We start from the raw sequence: 21,558 nt of genomic DNA, 5'->3' as shown, positions 1-21,558 counted from the left end.
AAGCGCGTTTTGGCGCCTCTGCGCGCAGCCTGCGGGCGCGTCATTGGTATCGTAACCCGCACCAACCTGATCGGCGGATCAGGCGTTCCGAGCGGGGTGACGATGACGTAGGAGACAACTCGAAGCTTGAATTCTTCCATCATTCTTGACGATGCACTGAGGTGGACCCCATTTCCCGGACAGGTTTGCGGCGCTGCTGAGCTTGGCTGGTGATCATGCTGCCGCCTTGGGGCCGGGGCCCTGATGGGCCTCAACCGGTGTTCTGCCTTCAAGTGCCGAATGCGGGCGCTCGGTGTTGTAGAAGGTCATCCACTTGCCGATGCCTGCAAGGATCGCCCCAAGCGCCACCTTCGCCTTGAACGCGGCGCCGTAAGTCTTTCGTTTGCCAGCCACGCTGTTCTTCCTCGTCATCGTTGGCGGCAAGCTTAGCAGGGTGTCCGGTTTTCGGGGACACCCTCATCCAATCGAAGACCCCGCCGACGCAGCGAAGATTATGCTTGCCAACGAGGGGGCATCCACAGACGCGCATCAAGGCGCGCGCGCATCCGCCATCTCGCGAAGATGCACGCCAAGCATCAAGAGCGCCGGCCAGAACATATAGGCCTCGATCTCGAGGTTCTCTCCGAAAGAGAGCAGGATCAGCGTCATCAGAATACCCAGCGGGAGGCGACCGCGCGGATGGCGGGTTGCGTCAGCGACGACGACCACGAGATGTGCCACCAGCGGCACGAAAAGCGCGCCGAAACCCACCAGCCCCTTTACGAAGAGCAAACCGAACCAGGTGTGATGGCTGCCGATGGGCATGTATTCGACGAGATGCGGGCCCGGCTGCACGGTCCCGTGCCCAAACCATGGCGCCTCTTCCCGCCACCGCTCGAAGGCGATGCGTTGCAGAGCCTCGCGCACCCGTGTGCTGTCGGCACGAGCGCCCTTAAAGGCCGCGACGCTCGCCTGGGCGCTCGTGAGGAGCCATGTGCCCAACACCGCAAGAGATGCAGTGGCGCCAGAGAGCGCCAGCCAAGCCGCACTGCGCAGAACCTGCGGCAGCATGCGGGGCCCGATCGTGCAGGCCACCAGCCCGACGAGACCCATCCGCGATTTCGAGGCGAGGATCATGAGCAGGCCGGCCCCGACCCCCGCCGCCATCCAGCCACGATGCCTTTCCTCGAGCGCAAAGAGCACCATGACCACGCCAAGCAGTGCCGCGAAGGGAGACCAAGGGAGATAGAACTGCCAGCGCGGTGTCCATGAGGCGGGATCATAGGTGAAGAAATAGACCGAAAAATACTCTGGCCCCGGCCCTCCGATGGCTTTCAGCGGTGAGGTGAAGATGCGTTCGGGCATACCTATGTAAGGCGCGGCGAGCAGCACCGGCGCGAGCACCAGCGTCCAAAAACCGATGGCGCATTGTCCGCGGATCAAGACTTCGCGGCGGATCGGCAGCACGGCGCCCGCCAGGATGAAGAGCGCAACCAGCGCCCAGCCCTTGGCCCAGCCGATCGAGGACTTGATGGTCTGCTTGAGACCCAGCCCCCAGCCCAGGTGCCCGCCCCAGAGCGCGACCAGCATGACCAGCATGCCCGCGAGCCAGAGCCAGACCAAAGCCGGAACCGGCCCCGTTGCGCGCAGATCAGGGCGGATCGCCGGTCCCAAGTAGAGTGCCAGCACCGCCATGCCTGCGAAGGTCCAGCCCAGCACCGGACCGACCACGTAGAGCGCGCCCATCCCGTAGAACACCCATGTCATCACCATGACGCGCCAGGCCAGGGCCTCGGGCGGTGACATGGCGTCGGGCCGGCCCCGCCCGGTCACGGCGCACCGAGGGGACGGGCGAGGATGCGCCCGATCAGCGGACGGCGGATCCAGGCGAGGAACAACCCCAAGAGCAGCATCATAGTCGCCGCCCCCCCGGCCGCGAGCGCCAACTTGCGATTGGGCGAGGTCGGCCGGTCTGGCAACGAGGGGTTCTCCAGGACCTGCACCAGCGGGTAGGAGGCGTAGATGTCGGCCTTGCTGGATTGGCTGCGCGCGATGGCCGAGGCGAAAACCGCTTCGGCCACCGAGAAGTCGCGCTGCATGTCCTCGAGCCGCGCCGCGACGGGTGCCAGCTTGTTCAGACGCGCGGTCTCGGCATCGAGGCGGCGCGCCACCGTATCGCGTTCGGAGAGCAGACCCTCGCGCGCGGCCTCTTCGCGGACAAGCTCCGCGAGCAGCTCGGCCCGCGCTCCGGGCTGCGCGAGATCGAGCGCCGCCACCGCGTCAGCCGAGAGGCCGGTCAGGGCCATGGCGCGCGTGCGGGCCATGGTCCGCGCCGCGTCGAGCGCCGCGCGCGCGGCGGTCACCTCGGGGTGGCGCAGGCCATATCGAGCCCCCGCCTGCGCCAGCGCCGCGGTGTGCAATGCGATTTCGTCCAGCAAAGCCGTGTAGTCGGCATCGGCGTAGAGCTTGATGCTGACCGCTGCTTGCTCGGGCGCGATGCCCAGGCTGCGTGAGAGCGCGGCAACAGCTTCCGTCTTCTGCGCGACGTTCGAGGCGAGCCCGGCCAGATCTGAACGCAGATCGTCCGCCGCGGCGACGAGCCGATCGTATTGCGCCGAGGACACCAAGCCGGTTTCAGCCTGGAGCGCAGCGATGGTCTGCCGTGTGTCGGCGACCGAGCCGCGATAGTCCTCGATGGCCGACAGCGCCCCGGCCTCGCGCACCGACAGCTCGTCAACGCGCAGCGCGTCAACCTCGGTGAAGAACGCTTGGCGCAGCGCCTCGGTGCGGTCACGGGCGTCTTCGGGGGTGGGACCCTTCATCTGCACCCGGATCAGCCCGGTTTGGTCCACAAGTTCGACCTTTGGCCGCCCGATGGCTCGCGGCTCTTCTCCCAGCGTGGTCGCCGCGGCATCGACGATGCGGTCGGCGCTGAGCAGGCGCTTGTAGGTTTCGGTCGGGCTGATCGCGTTCGAGGAGAATGCCGAATTGGCGTAGGAAGACGCCTGCCCGATATCGGCGAGGTTCAGCGACGCCGCTGCGCCGGAGCCGGGCAGGATCAGCGACATCTCGGAGCTGAAGCTGAGCGGCGCCTTCCTGAGGTAGGTTGTGATCGGGCCCCAGATCGCCACCGCCCCCAGCGACGCGAGGATCAGGTAGCGCGGCAGGCGGACGAGGTCGCTCGGCCGTCCGCCGCCGAAGATCCGCCCCAGCGAGAGCTCGCGCGGTGGCGTGCGCAGCAGGCCGGGGATCGGGGCGTGTCGGCGGGCGGACCCGCTGGCGGTGATGTCGGACATGGAAGCTCTCCTTCATCCGACAGTCTATCGCGCCCTCCCCTCCGGGGTCCCCTGCGCCGCCGGATAGCAGAGCACCGTGAGGGCGAGGCCGGCTGGCTGATGGCATCGCCCCACTATCCGAAGGGATCGCGACGCAGGACCCCTCAGGCGAGACCGACCTCCCGCGCGATCAGCGCGGCCTGGGTGCGGTTCGACGCGCCGATCTTGCGATAGAGCGTCTTCACGTGGAGCTTGATGGTCGGCTCCTGCAGGTCGAGGTCTCGGGCGATCTCCTTGTTCGACTTGCCTTCGGTCAGACCTTTGGCGACCTGCTGCTCGCGGCGCGACAGCTTCTCGGCCAGCGGGTGGAGTTCCCGCGTTTCGGGACCGCTCATGAACTCGAGGGGCGCGTAGACCTCGCCCATGGCCATGAATCGCACCGCGTTCACCAGCCGTCGCGCGGTCAGCGTCTTGGGGATGAAGCCGCAGGCTCCCATTGCCAGCGCCTTCTCCGCGACCTCGCGCCGGGCCTCACCAGAGATCAGCGCCACCCGGGGCTGCTCCGGGCGGGCAAGCAGGCGCTCGAGGCCGGACAGGCCGGCCATCTGCGGCATGTTGAAATCCAACAGGACGAGATCGAACGGTCCGTCCTTTTCGATCAACCTTTCGGCCTCGCCGAAACTCGCAGCAGTGACGACCGCGATGTCGCTCGCAGACTCTAAAAAAATGACGAGCGTGTCCCTCAGAAGGTCATGATCGTCGGCAATCAACAGGCGCATGAAAACTCCCTAACCTCGGCAATGGTCTCTCCTCCGCGCCTTAAGATAGCGCGTAGACACGCAGGAGTTGCGAAAAAATGCATTTTTGATCCGCCAGAACAGACGACCTATCCGGTGGGACAGATTTTCGATACCCGCAGCGAGGCTTTCACCTGTCAGGCTCGATGGGTTCTCCCGACGCTCCGTTGAACCGAGTCGCTGCGTCGTCAACCTTTGGGTCAACAACGATTGACCCCTGGGAGAACGCCCGTGAAACACGCCGCCGAAACCGAATTCCACGCACTGAATACTCAGAAAATTCAGAGAGATGACTGTGCCCTGCCGACGCGCGAAGTGATCGGCCTGCCGGTTGTCGACGCCACCGCTCAAGCCACGATCGAGGCCGTGCTGGCGCCCGGGCGGAGGACCGTCGCCTTTCTCAATGCGCATTGCGCGAACGTCATGGCGCGCGATACCTCCTACGCCGACGCGCTGCGCCAGGCGGACATGATACTTCCCGATGGCATCGGCGTCGACCTGACGGCGCGCATGACTGGCCAGCGACTCACGGCGAATCTCAATGGAACCGATTTCGTGCCGGCCCTGCTGCGCACGGCCCGACAGCGGGGTCTTTCGGTCTTCCTTTTCGGGGGCACCCCCGGCACAGCCGAGCGCGCGGCGGACCGGCTTTGCCGCGATCTGCCCGGCCTGCGCGTGGTCGGCACGCGGGACGGCTTCAGCGGCGCCGCCGACGAGACAGCCGCGATCGACGCCATCAACGCCTCCGGCGCCGATATCCTCATTGTCGCCATGGGCGTGCCGCGGCAGGATGTCTGGCTCGCGCGAAACGCGGAACGGCTCGCTCCGCGCATTCGGCTCGGTGTCGGCGCCCTGCTGGATTTTCTTGCAGGCAACGTCCGTCGCGCCCCTGTCGCGATCCGGCGGGCGCGCTGCGAATGGGTCTGGCGGCTGGCGATTGAGCCGCGCCGCTTGGCCGGTCGCTACCTGATCGGCAACGCCACCTTCCTGGCGCGCGCCGCGCTGCATGCGCTCGGATCGGTCGAGCCGATCGCCCTGCGCAAGCGCCTGCTTGATCTGACCCTCTCCGGTCTGGCCGCGGTCGCGCTTTCGCCGCTGCTGCTGCTGGTCGTGCTGGCGATCCGGCTCGACAGCCCCGGCTCCGCGCTCTACCGGCAGACCCGCGTCGGCAAGGACGGCGTGCCCTTCTCGGTGCTGAAATTCCGCTCCATGCACACGGATGCCGAGGAGCGGCGCGCCGCGCTTCTGGCGCAATCGGACCGCGCGGGGATCTGCTTCAAATCCAGGAACGATCCCCGGGTGACCCGCGTCGGCCGCTTCCTGCGGCGCAGCTCGCTCGACGAATTGCCGCAGATTTTCAACGTCCTGCGGGGAGAAATGTCGCTCGTCGGCCCCCGCCCCGCGCTTCCGCAGGAGGTCGCCGCCTATCCCGCACAGGCACTTGGGCGCCTCAAGGTGAAGCCCGGCATAACCGGTCTCTGGCAGATCTCGGGCCGCGCCGACATTTCCTTCGACAAGATGATCGACATGGATCTCGCCTACGGCGCGAGCCGCTCCACCCTGCTTGACCTGATGATCATCTTCCTGACCTTCCGCACCGTGCTGTCCGGCCGCGGGGCTTACTGATCCCTTAGGATCCGCCCCGCCGCGCCCCAGCGGACACGCGAACGGAAGAAAGACCCGGCGCCGTCCCCCGCGCCGGGTCTTTTCGAGTCTGGCCGTTGAAGGACAGGCGCTCGGCCCGGGCCACGATCAGCGCAGGAACGAGACCACGCCGACGATGCCGAGAAGCTTCGCCACCTCGGTGAGGTTGGTGACGGTGCTGTCGTAGCAGGCGATGGAATCGCCGGGCAGCAGGTAAGGGTCGTAGTCGTCGCGGTCGGCGCGGCGCAGCAAGTCCTCGATGTTGCGCTCGATCACAGCCGAGACCCCCGTCACCGGGTTGCGGCTGAACAGCACCGCCGAGCGATCGGCGCTGGTGGCGCGCGGCCCGCCGACGCAGTTGGTATCGACCACCGCCTGCATGTAGCGCGTGCCCCATGGCACCTCGCGCACCTCTCGCCCGACGGCGGATTGCGCATTGCTGCTGGCCGGCTGGGTGAGGTTCGACAGGTAGAGCGACACGCCCGGCGGGCTGATCGGCGAGGGCCGCATGAGGTCTTCCTGGAAGCACTGGCGGCTCGGCACGCGGATTTCGTCCCCGGTGACGAGCATCACGTCGACCACGTTCTCGCCCTCGAAGACACCGCGCATGTCGAGCTTGTAGAGCTGCCCGCCGCGCCGCAGTTCAATCGCCGAGATATCGGCATCGGGCCGCACGCCACCGGCGGCGCGCAGCGCGGCGGAAAGGTTGCGCGCCTCGGTCGAGGCACCCATGGCACTGATCCGCACGCCGTCGCGTTGGTCCGCCCCGAGTGCGCCGACCTCGATCCGGTGCGGCTCGAACACCGCGCCGGAGACGCCGACGCTGACCGGGGCGAGATCGAGAACCCTGACAGAGATGCGCGGCCTGTCGCCGTAGAATTCCTCGGCGATGAGAGCGGCGGCGAGACGGTCCTCGATTTCGTCGACGGTGCGACCCTGCGCCGGGATCGCGTCGAGGAAGGGCAGCCGGATCGTGCCGTCGCGCGACACCTCGTAGGAGCCGTTGAAGGTCTCGTCCTGCTCGACCCTAATGTCGAGAAGATCGCCCCGCGTGAGCCGCTCGCCACGCAGCGAGGCCGCGGCGAGGCCGCTGCCCTTGCCGTCGCCTCCGCCGAGCGGGGCGCGGCACGACTGGGCATTGATCGCCGGGGAGCGGAGGAACTGGGCGTTGGCGCGACTGACCTCGGGCTCGCGCCACTGCGCCTGGTAATCGCGGCCCTCTGCCACCAATCCAAGATTGTCGGGCCTGTCGTAGCTGGCGCAGCCACTTGCCGCCATGAGCGCGAGAATCGAGGCTGCCTTTAGACTTGGCTGGAACACGCAAACTCTCCGTCGGAACTAAGGGGCCGGTAAGGTCCAATTCCAGTGTTAGGCAATCTCGTCGGGCGGATCCACGTTCCCGCTAGGGTTGACGCCATATCCCATCGGATTGCCGGCTGTCCGTGGGCAGCATGCAACTGTCCGCCCGCGCAGGCGACGCCGCGGCCCGCCATGCGGCAAGTTCGTGGAACCAGATACCAAAGGTTCCGCCAATGCCCTTGCCCCATGCCCTTCTCGCGCTCACCGGAGTTCCGCTCGTGCGGAACCTGCTGTCCTACGGCGCGTCGGAAGTTGCGGCGAAGGCCTCGCGCCTGCTGGTCGTCATCGCCGTGTCGCGCACCATGGAGGCTGAGGCCATCGGCCTCGCAGCGGCGGCGCTCGCGGCGGCGGATATCCTCAAGGCGCTGACCGAGAACGGCGTGGGGCAGCGCATCATCGCCGCCCCCGAACACCGGCTTGAAGCCACCTGCGAGACCGCGCGGAGGATTTTCACGCTCTGGTGCGCCGGGCTTTTCGGGCTGCAGCTGCTGGTCGCCGGTCTGGTCGTTGCGCTTGGCGGCAGCGTCTTTGTCGGTGGCCTGATCGCGCTGCTGGCGCTCGAGTACCTCTTCATGCCCGCCGGGCTCGTGCAGGCGGCCCTGGCCATGCGCGAGGGCAAGATGCGGCAGACCGCCGCCATCGCCGGCGGACAGGTGGTGGGTGCAAACCTCATGGCGGCGCTGCTCGCGCTCCTCTGGCCCGGCGCGCTGGCACTGGTGCTGCCGCGCATCCTCGCCGCGCCGATCTGGCTGGTCTGCATGCGCCGCCTTCGGCCCTGGAGAGCGGCGCAGAGCACCATAGGCGCGCCAATCTCCGAGTTCAGCCGCTTCGGGGCCGCAGTTCTGGGCATCGAGATCGTCAAGGCCCTGCGCATGCAGGCCGACAAGCTGCTCATCGGCCTTCTTATGGGGCCCGAGATGCTCGGCCTCTACTTCCTCGCCTTCAATGCCGGGCTCGGCCTTGCCTCGTCTTTTTCGGTGGCGCTTTCGGTGGTGATCTTCCCGCATCTCTGCCGCGCCACGGACCGGGCCGAGGCGCTGCGTCAGGGCATCCTGCTGAGCCTTGCGGTGATCGCCCCGGCCGTGGCGCTGCAGGCCGCACTGGCCCCCGTCTACGTGCCGCTGCTCTTTGGAGCCGGGTGGGAAGGCATCGCCGAGGTGGTGAGCATCCTGTGCCTTGCGGCCATCCCGATGAGCCTCTGGTCGGGCGCCGCCGGCTGGCTGCGCGCCGAGGGGCGCACCGGCGAGGAGCTGCGCGCGACCATGCTGCTCACCGGCGCGCTGCTTCTGAACACGGTCGTCATGTCGCCTTTCGGCCTGACCGCGCTGGCCTGGGGCTATCTCGCCACCGCCTGCCTCACCATGGGTGCGGCGTCCCTTCCCGCCCTCGTTGCCGGCTTCGGCCCGCGCCCCCAAAGGAGCTGACCCATGCCCCGCTTCTCGATCATCGTGCCCTGCTATCAGGCCGCCAAGACCATTGACGACACGCTCGCCAGCCTGCGCGCGCAGACGGTGACCGACTGGGAGGCGCTCTGCGTCGACGATGGATCCACCGATGCGACCTACGCGCTGCTGCGTACCGCCGCCGCGACGGACCCGCGTATCCGCGTGTTGGAGAACCCGGGCAAGGGCCCGTCGGACGCCCGCAACCATGGGGCCGCGCAAGCATCCGGCGAACTCCTCGCCTTCTGCGACGCCGACGACCTCTGGGCAGCGGACAAGCTGGCCGCGCTGGAGGCCGCCTTTGCCGACCCGGCCTGCGACGGCGCCTTCGGCAGGGTCTCCTTCTTCGAGCGCCGGGCGGAGGATGCGCGCTCGGTCTCCAGCGTTCCCTCCGCGCCGCTGAGCATCCCGATGCTCCTGGGCGAGAACCCGGTCTGCACGATGTCCAACATCGCGCTTCGGGCAAGGGTGTTTGCCCAGAGCGGGGGACTGCGCCGCGAGATGGTCCACAACGAGGATCTCGACTGGCTGATCCGTCTCGTGGGCATCGGCGCGCGGATCGACCCCATCGACAGGGTCCTCGTACACTATCGGGTCTCGCGAAGCGGGCTCTCTGCCGACATCGAGCGCATGCGCGCGGGCCGGGCCATGGCGCTGGACAGCGCGGCACGCTTCGGCTTCCAGCCGGACGCGCAGGCCGAGGCGGTGCATCTGCGCTACCTCGCGCGCCGGGCGCTGCGCGTCGGTCTTGGTGGCACCACCGCGCTCGGCCTCGCGCTGCGGGGTCTCGCGCTTGCCCCGGCCCGCTTCCTGACCCCGATGCACCGCGGCTGCGGCACGCTCGCCGGTGCCTTGATCGCGCCCGCCCTGCCCGCGCCGATGCGCCGCGCCCTGTTTTCACGCTGAGACATACTCCGAGGAGCCGTTCCATGTCCCATGTTCGCCACGCCCCGCTCGCCCCGATTGCCTCTGTCGTCGTGCCCGCCTTCAACGCCGCGGCGACGCTGGAGCAGACGCTCGCAAGCCTCAGGCTGCAGACCTGCCAAGGGCTCGAGATCATCGTGGTGGACGATGGCTCGACCGACGACACGCCGATGATCGCCCAGGCTGTCCGCCGGCAGGACCCGCGCGTGCGGATCGTGAGCCAGGCGAACCGAGGCCTCGCCGGAGCGCGCAACAGCGGCATCGCCGCAGCCCGCGCAGACTATATCGGCTTTTGCGATGCCGATGACCAATGGGCCCCCGGCAAGCTCGCCGCGCATGTCGCGCATCTGGAGGCGAACCCGCTCGTCGGCCTTTCGTTCAGCGGCTCGCAGCTCATGGACGAGACCGGCGCGCTCATGCGGCGTGCCCAGAAGCCGCGGCTGACAGGCATCGGCGCGGCGCATGTGTTCAAGCGCAATCCAATCGGCAACGGCTCCGTGCCCGTGTTTCGTCGCACCGCGCTCGAGGATATCGCCTGGCGCCCCGAGGGTGAGCAGCAGCGCGACTGGGTCTTTGACGAGACCTTCCGGCAGTCCGAGGATATCGAATGCTGGCTGCGCCTCGCGCTGAGCACCGACTGGGAGATAGAGGGTATCCCCGGCCTTCTGACACGCTACCGGATCACTTCGGGCGGTCTGAGCGCGGCGACCGACCGCCAGTTCGCGGCCTGGGAGCGTATGGTCGAGAAGCTGACACCGCTCGATCCGCAGTTTTTTGGCCGCCATGCACCCGCCGCGCGCGCCTACCAGCTTCGCTACCTCGCGCGGCGGGCGGTCAGCGACGGACGCGGCGCCGAGGCGCGGAGGCTGCTGCGCCGCGCGCTCGCAAGTTCCCCCCGGCCGTTGATCGAGGAACCGATCCGCTCGTGTGTCACCCTCGTCGCGGCGACTTTGGTCGACCGACCGCTGGGGCGCGCCCTGCACCGGATGGCCACGCGGCCTGCCCCGGCCTGATGCCCTTGGCGCGAGATCCCCACGAAAACACCAAGGAGCCAGCCCGATGACCTTCTTCAGACCCCCTGCCCCGAGCGCGTCCCTTGATCGGAAGCGCGTGATCCACCTCGTCGACGACACCACGCCCGGCGGCGTCATGCGGTATCTCGATTTCCTGAAAAGCGATGCTGCGCTCGCCGAGGCGGCGGAGCATATCCTGCGCCCGGTCAGTCGCGGCGAGATCGGTCGGCTGTCGCTGGACGCCGAGGTCATCGTCTCGCACCTCTCGGTGAACTGGCGGGCCTTGCCCAGCCTCATTGCGCTGCGCGCCCGCCACGCCTCGGCACGGATGATCCATGTCGAACACAGCTACACCGCGGCTTTCACCGCGCTGAATGTGCCCAGTCGGGCGCGTTTCTTCACGCTCCTGCGAAGCGCCTACGCTCTTTTCGACAAAGTGGTGGCGGTGAGTGCCGCGCAGGGCGAATGGCTGCGCGCGCGTGGCCTCGTGCCATGGGACAGGCTCGAGATCATTCGCCCGGCTGTCGACCTCTCGGACTTTGCCTCTCTGCCGGCACCCCGCGCGCGGCCGCGCGTGATCGGTGCCTTCGGACGCCTCGACCGCCAGAAAGGTCTCGACACGCTGATCTTGGCCTTTCGCAAAATCCCCGGGCAAGACAAGACCCTGCGCCTCTATGGCGCCGGCGCCGATCTCGCCATGCTGAAATCGCTCGCGGCCGGGGATGCGCGCATCGAGTTCCCTGGCCATGTCGCGGTTCCGGCTCTGGCGATGGCCGAAGTCGATGTGGTGGCGATGCCGTCCCGCTGGGAGGCCTATGGCATCGCCGCACTCGAAGCGCGTGTTGCCGGACGCCCCCTGGTCGCCACGAGCATCGATGGATTGCGCGACCACGCTGGCCCCGGGGTCACACTGGTTCGGCCGGGCGCCGTGGACGAACTTTCGCAAGCGCTTCTAGAAAATGCGACCTCCAGCCAGACCTCTGATGAGCGCATCGCTCTCGCCGCCCTCGCAGAAACTGCAACGCGCGATGGCTGGCGCCGTCTGATCATGGAAGGTACCTGCTTGACCAGTGCTCGATTTGCCGAAGCTGAGATACCCTCGTTCGCCCGGGCAGCCGTGAATTGAGGCCCCCTTCGAGGCAATGGACCCTTGGGACCTTTGAGCATGTGATCGGGTGCGGTCATGCAGCCGGCCTCAGGGGTGCGGACTTCTGTTCGCGCACCGAGGCCGGCGAATATGCCGTGCTTGAATGGGTGGACTGACTCAACAACCGCCACCTGCTGGAGCTGAGCGGGAACGTCCCGCCAGCGTGAGCAGAGGCAGACTTCCACGCCGCTCAGGAACTTGAAGGCATCGCTGCGCAACAAGACGACATCAGCCTTCGGCATACTCGGAGCGGTTCACACGGCACAGTCCCGGTTTCAGCAGTGGAGGCCGTCCAAGACGAGGCCCATAACCGCCGCGGTGTCTTTCCACCGCGGCAGCTTCTGGCCCAGCACGCGGGAGCGACGGGCAAGTTCGTCCCGCGCCGCTTGGGACAGGAGCAGGGTCCGCAGGTGTCCGGCGAAGGCCGCGGGATCATCCGGGGCGGCCAGCAGCGCCGCCTGCCCGACGGTGCCGGGCACCGCGCCGGTGGCGCAGCTCACGATCGGCAACCCGTGACAGAGCGCTTCGGCGAGCGCCATGCCATATCCCTCGTAGCGGGTCGCGAGGGCGAAGATGCGCGCTTTGCGGTAGGCCTCGGCCAGCGCCGCGTCGGGCAGTTCTCCGGTCAGCGCGACCCGATTTCCAAGCCCGTGCTCAGCGATCAGAAGGGCCAGCTCGTCGGCAACCTCCGCATCATGTATTTTGCCAACGATCGAGGCCGTCCACTCCAGATCGGCGACGCGCGCAAGTGCGCGGATCAGTACGTCATGCCCCTTGCGCCGCGCCAGCAGGCCGACGGAGAGAATGCGCGGGCCCGCCTCGACGCGCAACAGATCGCGCGGCCCGTCATGTCCGGGCAGCGCCACGGTGATCCGCGCGGGGTCAGCGCCAAGACCGATGTATGTCTGTCGCGTGTGCGGGCTGGTGACGACGATCTCGGCTGCAAGCGAGAGGTTCGTTCTTTCCTGCGCCAGAAGATGCTGCGCAATATCCGCAGCCAGCCCCTGCTCCATCCCCATGGGATGATGCAGCATGGCCACCACGGGGCAGGTCAGACGGGCCAGCGCCTCGGCGCGCATCGCCGCGAAGACCAACCCGTCGAGGATGAGAGGCTGATCCGGCGGCAGGGCCTCCAGCACTTCCGACACCTCGCGGCGCAGCGCCGCGCTCTGTTCCGCCGCCGCCGCCCCTGCGGGCAGCGCGATGTGTGTCACGTGCCGGCCCACCGCCTGCAGTTCTTCCAACAGGCGGCGCTCGTAGATGAAGCCGCCGGTCTTCTGGCGGTGGTCGCCGGGGATTGCAAAGGCGCAGGGTCTCATCGAACAAGCTGCTCCGCGCTGGTACGGGCCAGAACCGCGCGCTCTAGTGCGGCCACCAGCGCATGGGCCAGCACCGCTGCCAGCCCGACGAGGGCGATGGCGCTCCAGAGCATGCCGTAATCCGAGGTCGAGGCCACCGTCGCCATGAGCGCGCCAATGCCGCGCCCCGTGGCCAGCCACTCGGCGGTGGTGACGGCGAGGATGGCGGCGGGGATGGCCATGCGCGCCGAGGCAAAGAAGGCTGGCAGCATGGCGGGAAGCTGCGCGCCAAGCAGCCGGCGCAGCGGGCTGGCGGCATAGACGTCGAAAAGGTCGAGCACCGCGCGGGGCGTGCGGGCGAGACCGTGCTGGCAGGCGATCAGCGTGGGAAAAAAGATCATCACCGCGACCACGGTGATGGTGCCCGCCGTGCCGCGCCCGAACGCCCAGACGATCAGCGGCCCCGTGGCGATGATCGGGATTGAGCGCAGCGCGATCGACAGCGGAAGCACCACCCGCGCGAGGCGCGGCAGAAGCGTCAGCAGCAGGGCCAGCCCCGCGCCCAGCCCCAGTCCCGCCAGATAGCCCGGCCCGGCCAGCGCCAGCGTCTCTCCGAGCGCCCCGAAGAGGCGCGCGCGCTGCGCCCCGGCACTGGCACCAGTGACCAGGTAGCTCCAGACATCCTCGGGGCGTTTTGCAAAGAAGCGCGGCACGCCGAAAAGCTCCATGCTGCCCTTCCAGATCAGCAGCGTCACGCCAAGCGCCAGCAGCGCCTGCGCGGGTGCGTCCCAAACTCGCCGGCCGCGCGCGACGGGCGGTGCCATGAGCACCTCGGGCGGGGCAAGGTCGAGACGTCGGCCAAGCGCGCCGACCGCCGCGAAGGCCAGCATGGAGACACCGGCCGCGATCACCGCGATGGCCCATGTCGCAGGTAGGTCGAGCGCCCGCAACGCCCGCACTGTCAGCACGCCAAGCCCGCGCTCGGCGCCGGTGAACTCGCCGACCATCGCCCCGAGAAAGGCCGCCGGGGCGGCGATCTGCAGACCGGCAACGAGGTAGGGCAGCGCCGCGGGCAGCCGGACTTCGCGCAGCGCGGTCATTCGTCCGCGTCCGTAGCTGCGCAGCAGGTCGAACCAGCCCTGCGGCGCGGCGCGCAGCCCCACCAGGACAGGCAGAAAGGTGGTGTAATAGACTGCCAGGGCCGCCAGCGTTACCTGCGGGCCGCTGCCCGGCCCGTAGAGCACGCGCAGGATCGGCCCCGTGGCCACGAGCGGCAGGCAAAAGACCAGCAGCGCCAACGTCGAAAGAAGCCTTTCGCCGCGCGGCACCAGCACCGCCAGCAGCGCCAGCAGCACCCCGGCGAGATTGCCCCAGAAGAACCCGAGCGCCGCCGAGGCCAACGTGGTGCCCAGTGCCCGCCAGAGCAGCCCGGCGTTGTTGGCCGCATAGGCGACGATCTGGCTCGGTGCCGCGATGATGAAACTGCCCGCGGTTGCGCGGGCGGCGCCCTCCCAGATCAGCAGGACCAGCAGCAGGCCGAGCCCGGGCGGCAGCGGACGCGCCCGGCGCAGAGCGGTGCGGCCGCCGCGCAGGGCTCCTCGGCCTTCGCTCATTGCGCCGCGACACTTTCGGGGTATTGGTGGTCGCGCAACGCATCCGTCACCTGCGTGCAGAGCGCGCGAAACTCTCCCGAGGCAAGTGCTTCTGGACCGCGCGGCCGCGGCAGGCGCACCGGGATGTCTGCGGCGACGCGCGCCGGGCGCGGGGTCAGCACGATCACCCGGTCCGACAGGCGCACCGCCTCGGCCACCGAATGGGTCACCAGGACCGACGTCGCGCCACGCGCTTCCCAGAGCGGCGGCAACTCGGCGTTGAGCCGGTCGCGGGTCAGCGCATCCACCGCCGCGAAAGGCTCGTCGAGCAGCAGCAGTTCGGGTTCTCCGGCCAGGGCGCGGGCGATGGCGGCGCGCTGGCGCATGCCGCCCGACAGTTCCGCCGGGCGGCGGCGCTCGAAGCCAGACAGCCCGACCAGCGTGATGAGCTCGGCGATCATCTCGGGGTCGCGCGGTTTGCGCGCCAAGGCCCGCCCCAACGCAATATTGCTCTCGACCGTGCGCCATGGCAGGAGCGCCGCATCCTGAAAGGCGACGGCCAGACCGGCACGTTGGCGCAGCTCGTGGGGGCTCTCTGCACCGATGGTGATCCGTCCCTCGGATGGCCGCTCGAGCCCCGCGATCAGCCGCAGCAGCGTCGACTTCCCGCACCCCGAGGGCCCCACGAGCGCGGTCATTTGCCCGCCGTCGAGAACGAGATCGACCTGCGCCACCGCCTCGACCGGTCGGCCCGCCCCCGCAAAGCTCTTGGCCACCCCGACAAGATGGATATCGGGGAAGCCCTCGGGAGACTGGCTCATTGGCCCACAGCGACCCGCGCGGTCGCGTGACGCGTCCTATCCATGCACCTCCTCCAGAATGGAGCGGTCCCAAAGATCGGGCGAGACGGGTTTGCCCAAAAGCGCCAGCGTCTCGACGTTGGCGGCGACGGTCTCGTCCGTGAACCAGCCGAACCCCTCCGCCTCGGTCAGCTCCGAGAACATCAGCGGCACCTGCCGCTCGGCCTGCAGCTTCTGCGTCGCGAGATCGAGACCTGCTTCGGGGAACATCTCAACCGTGAGCGCGGCGGCGGCTTCGGGATCGGCCTGGTAGTCCTGCCAGCCCATGACCTCGCCCTTCATCAGCGCGACAAGCTGGTCACGGCGGTTGGCGAGGCTGTCCTCGGTGGCGATGTAGGTCTGCGAGTGCACCGCGTAGCCGTGATCGGCGAGCAGCATGGTGACGCATTCCACGCCCTGCATCTCCATCGCCACGGGCAAGTCGGTGGCCCAGCACAGCAGGCAGTCCACTTGCCCCTGCACCAGCGGCGCGGCGTCGTATTGGGTCGGCACCACCTCGATCTCGTCGATCTTTACGCCGTTGATCTCGCAGAGCGCTTCCAGCACCGGGGTATTGGCCAGCGCCATGCCGATCTTCTTGCCAACCAGGTCGGCAGGGCTGCTGACCGGGTTGTCCGGCAGCGAGGCAATGGCGAAAGGGTTCTTCTGCATGGCCACGCCGATGATCTTGAACGGCGCTCCCTGGTTCACCGCCGCGGCGGTGTAATCCGCCGCCGAGATGCCGATCAGCGCCGTGCCCGCGACCACCGGCGGCTCAACCGGCGCGTTTGGTCCGCCGGGCAGCAGCGAAACGTCGAGTCCCGCCTCGCTCCAGTAGCCGTTCTTTAGGGCGATGTAGCTGCCGCCGAACTGCACCGAGTGCAGCCAAGACAGTTGCAGGGCGACGGCGTCCTGCGCGCTCGCCCGCCGCGGCGCCAGCAGCATGGCTCCGGCCGCGGACAGCGCTCCCCCAAGAAAAAGGCGGCGTGTGGGTGTCAGAAAATGCATGGGACCCTCCCGGTTGGAAAAGAGACTAGCTTAGTCAGGGGTTGAGGCAATGCCGACAGAGGTCCTTGGTGCCGTCTGCGGCGCGCGGCGCAGGAAAAAGGCCCCGGGCAGCGCCGCACACAGGCTGATGAGGCCGAAGGTGATACTGGCCGCCAGCCCCGCCCCGGCGTCCAGGCCGGCAATCGGAAAGAGCGCCGCCGCCGCGCCCTCGCGCCAACCCCAGCCGGCGACAGAGGCCGGCAAAAGCATCGCGGCCAGGATCAGCGGCACGATGAGCGCGGCCTTGCCTATGGGCAGCTGGCTGCCGCTGGCCCGCGTGGCGGTGACGAAGGCGGCCACGGTCAGCACGGCGATGGTGAGCGACAGCGCCGCCTGCGCGGGCCAGTCGCCCAGGAGTGCCGTGTGCGCGGCCCTGCGCCAGCCATTCGCCCGGCCCCTGCGGCTGGCAAGCAGCAAGGCAAGCGCGCCCGGCAGCATGGCCAATGCCGCGGCGGGCAGCCAAAGGCTGGCGGAGAGCCCCGTGACCTGCGCGGGGCGGTCTGAGCCTGCGAGCAATAGAACAGCGCCCGAGAGAGCGACCATCGCCATGCCCGCCTGCCCCGCCGCGCGTTCCAGCACCACCGCCTGCGCGGCGCGACTCAGCGGGCCGCTCCGGCGGCTGCGCGCGGCCCGCGCCGCGTCGCCAAGCACGCCTCCGGGCAGGGTCTGGTTGACAAATTGCGCCATGTAATACTCTCGCACCGCATCGCTCCGCGTCAGCTCAAGCCCCAGGGCCTTGGCGGTTCGCTGCCAGCGCAGCGCCGACAGCAGCGTGACCGCGTTGAGCAGCCCCAGCGTGGCCAGCCCCCACCCTGGCGCGACGTCCAAGAGCCTCTGCAGAGCTTCGCCCCCATCGGCAAGCCAGAGACAGAGCCCGATCAGCGCGAGCGGCAGACAAAGACGCAGCGCACTCATGATCCGTCTGCCCGCTTCTCGGCGCCCGCTTCGCTGGTCGCGCGCAAGAACCGGTCTCGGAACGCGGCCATCGGCCAGACCTCCTGCGCGGCAGCGGGCTTCAATCCTTCTGCCCAGCCCCATTCATCGAAGAGACGCAGCGTATCCGCCGGGCCGATGAGATGGATGGGCACATCCTTGCCGCCCGCCTGCGCAACGAATTCGGCGGGCTGATGGTCGCCGAGCAGGATAAGGAGCGGCGGTAGGCCGCGTGGCAGCGTTGCCCAAGAAAGCACCGTGCGCAGCGTGTAATCGAGCGAGCGGCCATAGTGATCGCGGATGCGGTCCGGATCAGCCCAGACCTGCTTGGGGCTGGGTCCGAGAGTGGCCTCGGCGTCGAAGATGCTGCCATCACCGATTTTTTCCCAAGGCACCATTTGCGGCACCGGCGTCCAGGGGGCATGGCTGGAGATCAGCGCGATCTCGGTCATCAGCGGCTCTTCATGATCGAGGGTCGCCCGGTCGAAAGCCGCCAGCGTGTACTGGTCGGGCATGGTCACCCAGTTGAAGGGCAGCCCGCGATAGCCGAGGTCGGCGGCGGCGCGGATCTCCTGAAACCCCATGGCCGGTCCCTCGGGCCAATCCATCACGATCGCCGGGGCCACCGCCATCGTCCGGTAGCCCGAGCGCGCGGCGAGGGTAAACAGGGTCTGCCGCGCGCTCGCCAGAAAGGCGCGATAGCGCCGCTGGTCGCTGACCTGCACGCCCGCCGCGAGCGTCGCATGGGCCAGCCAGCTCTGGCCGCCCTGCACCGGCGAGGCCAGCCAGCCGGAGCGCGCCGCCAGCCCGGCCTGCGCCAGCGCCGCCTCTCCGGCGTGCAGCGTGGCGAGATGGCGCGGCGCATAGAGCGGGTTGTCAAAGGCCGCGCGTCCGTAGCTTTCGGCATAGACGATCACCACCGGGCGCCCCGCGAGTTTCGACAGAAGATTGCCGCGGCGGGCCCAGGGATCCTCGGCGGCGGCGCGCTCGAACTCGGCCAATGCGGCACGCGCGCGGGCGAAGCCTCGGATATGCTCGGCCGTCAGCCGCGCGGTGAACGCGCTGCCGGGCGGGCGCCAGCCCTGCCAGCCATTGAGCGCCGTGCGGATCTCGGCAGCGCAGAGCAGCGCGAACACCAGCGCGACCCCGCCCGCCAAGAGCCGCAGGCCGCCCGGGAGCCGACTGCCGCTGCGGGCCCATAACCGCAGCGCACGGTAGAGAAGGATCATCGCGCCGCCCAGCAGCAGCGCCAGCGCTGCGCCGATTGCCAGAGCGCCCGCCAGTCCCGCGCTGCCGCGCAGCAAATGCGCCGCGGCCGGCACAAGATGCATGTCCGCCAGCGGATCGAAGCCCCGACCGAAGGCGGCATAGGCGGAAAGATCAGCCAGCTTGAGCGCCGTGATCAGGGTGAGCGCCGCGGTGGCTGCGATTGCCAGCGGCCGGGCGTGCCCGCCAAGCGCCAGCATGCCCAGCAGCAGCACCGGCAATTCCAGCGGCACCATCGCCAGCGCAGGCCAGTGCAGCGCATCCGGGTGGTTCGGCAGGACCAGGACAAGATCGACAAGCACCGCCGAGAGGACAAGCGCCAACCAGAGGCGGAGCGTCGCTGCCATGCCGGGCCCGGTCACCGCCGCCTCGCCAGCCAGAGAACGTCGCGCGCGAAGGACCACACCAGCAGCGCCAGTGCCAGCAGCGCCGCGACCTCGGACCACGGCGGCACGGCCACCGGCGCGAGCAGCGCCGCCAGCACCGCGATCTGCACCACGCAGACCAGCTTGCGGCGGACCCGCTGTGGCAATGGCGCGGTCAGCCACGGCCAGAGCATGCTCGCGGTCACGAAAAGGTAACGCAGGCTGCCCAGAAGCAGCACCCAGCCTCCCGCCGCGCCGCTGCGCCAGGCGACCGCCGCGAGCAACAGGGCAAAGACGCTGTCGACCTCCATGTCGAACCGCGCGCCCCATGGTCCATCCAGTCCGCTGCGCCGGGCCAGCGGGCCGTCGACCCCATCGAGCGCCAAAGTGAGCAAGGCGAGGCAGAAGAAACCCCAGCCCGACGCGCCCTCGGTCAGCCCGGGGCGCGCCAAGGGCACCAGCATGAGCGCCGCCAGCGCCAGCCTGCCGAGGGTGAGCGCATTGGCATAGCCGAGCCGCGGCGCGGTCCAGTGCCGCAGCAGGAAGTGGCCCGCGATGCACGCCCCCAGCCCAAAGCCCAGCACTGGCAGCAGCATCGCCGATCCGACCAGCCACCACGACAGCGCAAAGAGCGCGATCGCAAAGCCAGTGGCCAGCAGCATCAGGGACGCGAAAGGCGTCCTTGCACCGGTCAGAGCCGGGGCGCGCTGCAGGTGGGGCGGCGGCAGATCCATCTCGAATGAAGTGCTGCCATGTCAGAGCCTGTCAAGCACCGCCCTTTACGTTGGGGCAGATACTCACTACGCTGTGACAGCTCAGAACCGGGAGGTGGGCGCATGGCAAGCCTGTCCCAGACAGGGCATTCCCCTCGCTATTCACGTGCGGCTCGGGTGCTGCACTGGCTGACGGTACTGCTCGTCTTCACCACCATCCCCGCGGGGCTGATCATGGTGCAGGAAGGGCTGCCCCGGGCGCAGCAAGACGCGCTCTTTCTCTTTCACAAGAACATCGGCCCGATCATCCTGTTGCTTGTCGCCTTGCGGCTCGCGCTGCGGCTGATCTCTCCACCGCCCCCGCTTCCCGCCACTGTGCCGGCGCTGCAGGCGCTGGCGGCGAAGGGGGTGCACTGGCTGCTCTACATCGTGCTGGTGGCGATGGTGATCTCCGGCATCGTCCGGGTGCAGGCCGGCGGGTTCCCGATGGAGGTCTGGGACCCGCTGCTCGGCGGAATGGTTGGCAAGAACGAGGCGCTGGCAAAATCCGCCAGCGGCTTTCACGAGCTGGCGAAGACCGTTCTGATCTTGCTCATCGCCGTGCACATAGGCGCCGCCGCGCTGCACGGGCTGGTAAAGCGCGACGGGGTGTTCAACCGCATGTGGCCGCCCGCCTGATCTCTCAGACTTCATCCTGCTATGCCTCGGTCCCACCGGCTCAGATGACGACACGCGCGATGTCGCCGCCGAAGACCCGGGAAGGCGCGGCTGTGAATCAGCAAGATGTTCGCGGCGCTGACGACGCAGGGCTGCCTGCCGACCGGCGGCATCCGGCGGCGCAGGCCGCAACGAGACGCCCGGGAAACCGCCCCTCTTCCGTGGCGACGAAAGGGCCGCGATCAAGGGGGCTGAAGCCACCCCTGTCTCTGGTTCACAAGATGCCGTAACTCGGCGCCTGCGATGCAGACCCGTGCGACGATCGTGCGCGCTCCGCCCTCGGCAGGTTATTCCGCGCTCTCACCCCCCGCGATCGACGTCTTCACGGCGGCCGCCATGTAATCGACGAAGAGTCTGATCTTCGGGTCCTGCAATTTCCGATGCTGGAAGAGGCAGCCGAGAGTCGAAGGCATCGGCGGCGTGTCGGGCAGCACTTCGATCAGCGCGCCGCTGCGCAGATGCTGCGCGACCTCGAGCCGCGGCCGGTTGACGATGCCATGGCCGTCCAGCGCCCAGCGGGTCAGCACGTCGCCGTCGTCAGCATCGAAGGGGCCCTCCACCTCCAGTCGGCGCAACCCCGTGGCGGTCCGTAGCTGCCAGAAATACTCGGGCGAACGGGGATACCGCAGAAGAAGGCAATTGTGCCGCCCCCCGAGCAGGTCCTCGGGCGCGGCGGGGATGCCGCGTTTTTCGAGATAGGCAGGCGCGGCGCAGAGCACGCGCGGGCAATCATGAATGTGCCGCAGCTTAAGGTTTGAATCCTTCGGCACCCCGAGGAAGAAGGCCACGTCAAGCCGCTCGCCCATCATGTCCACCAGCCGGTCCGACAGCCGCATCTGCACCTGCACTTCGGGATATCTTTCGGTGAACTCGGGCACCAGCGGCGCGATGATGCGCCGCCCGATCCCCAGCGGCGCCGTCACCCGCAGCGCGCCGCGCGGCGTCTCGGAGAAATTCGCCACCACCGCTTCGGCCTCGTCCACCGAGGCCAGCACCGTGCGCGCCTGATCGTAGAACACGCGACCAACCTCGGTCGGGGTGATCGACCGGGTGGTGCGGTTGAAAAGCCGGACGCCGAGCCGACTTTCCAGTTCCTTGATCCGCTTGCTCGCCACCGCCGGTGTCAGCCGAAGATCGCGCCCACCCGATGTGATGCTGCCCAGTTCGACCACCCGGACAAACACCCGCAGGCTCTCGATGTATTGCAT

General features: G+C 68.5%; 19 protein-coding genes. 6 read left to right on the top strand and 13 right to left on the bottom strand.

All coding sequences use genetic code 11. The features are described from left to right. Positions 1-213: 213 nt before the first annotated feature. From G0Q01_RS27070 to G0Q01_RS09225, 4 genes are all read right to left on the bottom strand, one after another. Positions 214-393: an integrase core domain-containing protein gene (locus tag G0Q01_RS27070; protein ID WP_164192464.1), complete on the bottom strand. Its 180-nt coding sequence runs from the start codon at positions 391-393 to the stop codon at positions 214-216. Positions 394-528: 135 nt separating this feature from the next. Next, positions 529-1,785 (bottom strand): O-antigen ligase family protein, encoded by a 1,257-nt coding sequence (locus G0Q01_RS09235; RefSeq protein ID WP_164213302.1) that lies wholly within the window; start codon positions 1,783-1,785, stop codon positions 529-531. 23 nt (positions 1,786-1,808) lie between these two features. Next, positions 1,809-3,275 carry a hypothetical protein gene (locus G0Q01_RS09230; protein ID WP_235939912.1) on the bottom strand — a complete coding sequence of 489 codons (1,467 nt, stop codon included), beginning with the start codon at positions 3,273-3,275 and terminating at the stop codon, positions 1,809-1,811. A gap of 143 nt (positions 3,276-3,418) precedes the next feature. Further along, positions 3,419-4,033: a response regulator transcription factor gene (locus G0Q01_RS09225; protein WP_108970121.1), complete on the bottom strand. Its 615-nt coding sequence runs from the start codon at positions 4,031-4,033 to the stop codon at positions 3,419-3,421. A gap of 249 nt (positions 4,034-4,282) precedes the next feature. On the opposite strand from G0Q01_RS09225, the gene G0Q01_RS09220 reads away from it, so the two are divergent. Next, the gene (locus G0Q01_RS09220) at positions 4,283-5,677 is read left to right on the top strand and encodes a WecB/TagA/CpsF family glycosyltransferase (RefSeq protein ID WP_370526699.1); all 1,395 of its coding nucleotides are present in this window, start codon (positions 4,283-4,285) and stop codon (positions 5,675-5,677) included. A gap of 126 nt (positions 5,678-5,803) precedes the next feature. On the opposite strand, the gene G0Q01_RS09215 is transcribed toward G0Q01_RS09220, so the two are convergent. Further along, entirely contained in the window at positions 5,804-6,973 is a 1,170-nt protein-coding gene (locus tag G0Q01_RS09215) for a polysaccharide biosynthesis/export family protein (RefSeq protein ID WP_164213312.1), read from the bottom strand. Between the two features lie 254 nt (positions 6,974-7,227). On the opposite strand from G0Q01_RS09215, the gene G0Q01_RS09210 reads away from it, so the two are divergent. Genes G0Q01_RS09210 through G0Q01_RS09195 form a run of 4 tightly spaced genes read left to right on the top strand, consistent with a single transcriptional unit; the run spans position 7,228 to position 11,559 of the window. Then, on the top strand, positions 7,228-8,478 hold the full coding sequence (locus G0Q01_RS09210; protein WP_164213301.1) for an oligosaccharide flippase family protein: 1,251 nt from the start codon (positions 7,228-7,230) through the stop codon (positions 8,476-8,478). A 3-nt stretch (positions 8,479-8,481) separates the two neighbouring features. After that, positions 8,482-9,402, top strand: coding sequence for a glycosyltransferase family 2 protein (locus tag G0Q01_RS09205; protein WP_164192454.1), 921 nt, complete (start codon positions 8,482-8,484; stop codon positions 9,400-9,402). 23 nt (positions 9,403-9,425) lie between these two features. After that, the gene (locus tag G0Q01_RS09200) at positions 9,426-10,433 is read left to right on the top strand and encodes a glycosyltransferase family 2 protein (protein WP_164192450.1); all 1,008 of its coding nucleotides are present in this window, start codon (positions 9,426-9,428) and stop codon (positions 10,431-10,433) included. 46 nt (positions 10,434-10,479) lie between these two features. Then, the gene (locus tag G0Q01_RS09195) at positions 10,480-11,559 is read left to right on the top strand and encodes a glycosyltransferase family 4 protein (RefSeq protein ID WP_164192446.1); all 1,080 of its coding nucleotides are present in this window, start codon (positions 10,480-10,482) and stop codon (positions 11,557-11,559) included. Between the two features lie 296 nt (positions 11,560-11,855). On the opposite strand, the gene G0Q01_RS09190 is transcribed toward G0Q01_RS09195, so the two are convergent. Genes G0Q01_RS09190 through G0Q01_RS09160 form a run of 7 tightly spaced genes read right to left on the bottom strand, consistent with a single transcriptional unit; the run spans position 11,856 to position 19,654 of the window. Beyond that, entirely contained in the window at positions 11,856-12,899 is a 1,044-nt protein-coding gene (locus G0Q01_RS09190; protein WP_164192443.1) for a glycosyltransferase family 4 protein, read from the bottom strand. Next, entirely contained in the window at positions 12,896-14,491 is a 1,596-nt protein-coding gene (locus tag G0Q01_RS09185; protein WP_235939911.1) for an ABC transporter permease, read from the bottom strand. Before G0Q01_RS09185 ends, G0Q01_RS09190 begins: the two co-directional genes overlap by 4 nt. Further along, a complete protein-coding gene (locus G0Q01_RS09180) occupies positions 14,488-15,291 on the bottom strand; it encodes an ABC transporter ATP-binding protein (RefSeq protein ID WP_164192440.1) in 804 nt (267 codons plus the stop codon). Before G0Q01_RS09180 ends, G0Q01_RS09185 begins: the two co-directional genes overlap by 4 nt. Before the next feature lie 36 nt (positions 15,292-15,327). Continuing rightward, positions 15,328-16,317 carry an ABC transporter substrate-binding protein gene (locus G0Q01_RS09175; protein WP_164213300.1) on the bottom strand — a complete coding sequence of 330 codons (990 nt, stop codon included), beginning with the start codon at positions 16,315-16,317 and terminating at the stop codon, positions 15,328-15,330. Positions 16,318-16,347: 30 nt separating this feature from the next. Then, entirely contained in the window at positions 16,348-17,271 is a 924-nt protein-coding gene (locus G0Q01_RS09170; protein WP_164192434.1) for a lysylphosphatidylglycerol synthase transmembrane domain-containing protein, read from the bottom strand. After that, the gene (locus G0Q01_RS09165) at positions 17,268-18,902 is read right to left on the bottom strand and encodes a sulfatase (RefSeq protein ID WP_164192430.1); all 1,635 of its coding nucleotides are present in this window, start codon (positions 18,900-18,902) and stop codon (positions 17,268-17,270) included. The genes G0Q01_RS09170 and G0Q01_RS09165 overlap by 4 nt, the downstream gene beginning before the upstream one ends. A gap of 11 nt (positions 18,903-18,913) precedes the next feature. Then, the gene (locus G0Q01_RS09160) at positions 18,914-19,654 is read right to left on the bottom strand and encodes a CDP-alcohol phosphatidyltransferase family protein (protein WP_235939909.1); all 741 of its coding nucleotides are present in this window, start codon (positions 19,652-19,654) and stop codon (positions 18,914-18,916) included. Between the two features lie 102 nt (positions 19,655-19,756). Here G0Q01_RS09160 and G0Q01_RS09155 point away from each other — a divergent pair, with 102 nt between their 5' ends. Then, positions 19,757-20,311 (top strand): cytochrome b, encoded by a 555-nt coding sequence (locus tag G0Q01_RS09155; protein WP_164192427.1) that lies wholly within the window; start codon positions 19,757-19,759, stop codon positions 20,309-20,311. Between the two features lie 326 nt (positions 20,312-20,637). Here the strand turns inward: G0Q01_RS09155 and G0Q01_RS09150 are convergent, their stop codons facing one another. Continuing rightward, positions 20,638-21,558 (bottom strand): LysR family transcriptional regulator, encoded by a 921-nt coding sequence (locus tag G0Q01_RS09150; protein WP_108970133.1) that lies wholly within the window; start codon positions 21,556-21,558, stop codon positions 20,638-20,640.

Source organism: Salipiger sp. PrR007 (assembly GCF_010499845.1).
GTDB lineage: Bacteria > Pseudomonadota > Alphaproteobacteria > Rhodobacterales > Rhodobacteraceae > Salipiger > Salipiger pacificus_A.
Note: the sequence above shows the minus strand (reverse complement) of the source record. Positions and strands in the feature narration are given on the sequence as shown.

Bases quoted from the DNA above. Each gene is read 5' to 3' on its own strand.
- G0Q01_RS09235 (WP_164213302.1), bottom strand. From the start codon at position 1,785: ATGTCACCGCCCGAGGCCCTGGCCTGGCGCGTCATGGTGATGACATGG.
- G0Q01_RS09230 (WP_235939912.1), bottom strand. From the start codon at position 3,275: ATGTCCGACATCACCGCCAGCGGGTCCGCCCGCCGACACGCCCCGATC.
- G0Q01_RS09225 (WP_108970121.1), bottom strand. From the start codon at position 4,033: ATGCGCCTGTTGATTGCCGACGATCATGACCTTCTGAGGGACACGCTC.
- G0Q01_RS09215 (WP_164213312.1), bottom strand. From the start codon at position 6,973: ATGGCGGCAAGTGGCTGCGCCAGCTACGACAGGCCCGACAATCTTGGA.
- G0Q01_RS09210 (WP_164213301.1), top strand. From the start codon at position 7,228: ATGCCCTTGCCCCATGCCCTTCTCGCGCTCACCGGAGTTCCGCTCGTG.
- G0Q01_RS09205 (WP_164192454.1), top strand. From the start codon at position 8,482: ATGCCCCGCTTCTCGATCATCGTGCCCTGCTATCAGGCCGCCAAGACC.
- G0Q01_RS09200 (WP_164192450.1), top strand. From the start codon at position 9,426: ATGTCCCATGTTCGCCACGCCCCGCTCGCCCCGATTGCCTCTGTCGTC.
- G0Q01_RS09195 (WP_164192446.1), top strand. From the start codon at position 10,480: ATGACCTTCTTCAGACCCCCTGCCCCGAGCGCGTCCCTTGATCGGAAG.
- G0Q01_RS09190 (WP_164192443.1), bottom strand. From the start codon at position 12,899: ATGAGACCCTGCGCCTTTGCAATCCCCGGCGACCACCGCCAGAAGACC.
- G0Q01_RS09185 (WP_235939911.1), bottom strand. From the start codon at position 14,491: ATGAGCGAAGGCCGAGGAGCCCTGCGCGGCGGCCGCACCGCTCTGCGC.
- G0Q01_RS09180 (WP_164192440.1), bottom strand. From the start codon at position 15,291: ATGAGCCAGTCTCCCGAGGGCTTCCCCGATATCCATCTTGTCGGGGTG.
- G0Q01_RS09175 (WP_164213300.1), bottom strand. From the start codon at position 16,317: ATGCATTTTCTGACACCCACACGCCGCCTTTTTCTTGGGGGAGCGCTG.
- G0Q01_RS09170 (WP_164192434.1), bottom strand. From the start codon at position 17,271: ATGAGTGCGCTGCGTCTTTGTCTGCCGCTCGCGCTGATCGGGCTCTGT.
- G0Q01_RS09165 (WP_164192430.1), bottom strand. From the start codon at position 18,902: ATGGCAGCGACGCTCCGCCTCTGGTTGGCGCTTGTCCTCTCGGCGGTG.
- G0Q01_RS09160 (WP_235939909.1), bottom strand. From the start codon at position 19,654: ATGGATCTGCCGCCGCCCCACCTGCAGCGCGCCCCGGCTCTGACCGGT.
- G0Q01_RS09155 (WP_164192427.1), top strand. From the start codon at position 19,757: ATGGCAAGCCTGTCCCAGACAGGGCATTCCCCTCGCTATTCACGTGCG.
- G0Q01_RS09150 (WP_108970133.1), bottom strand. From the start codon at position 21,558: ATGCAATACATCGAGAGCCTGCGGGTGTTTGTCCGGGTGGTCGAACTG.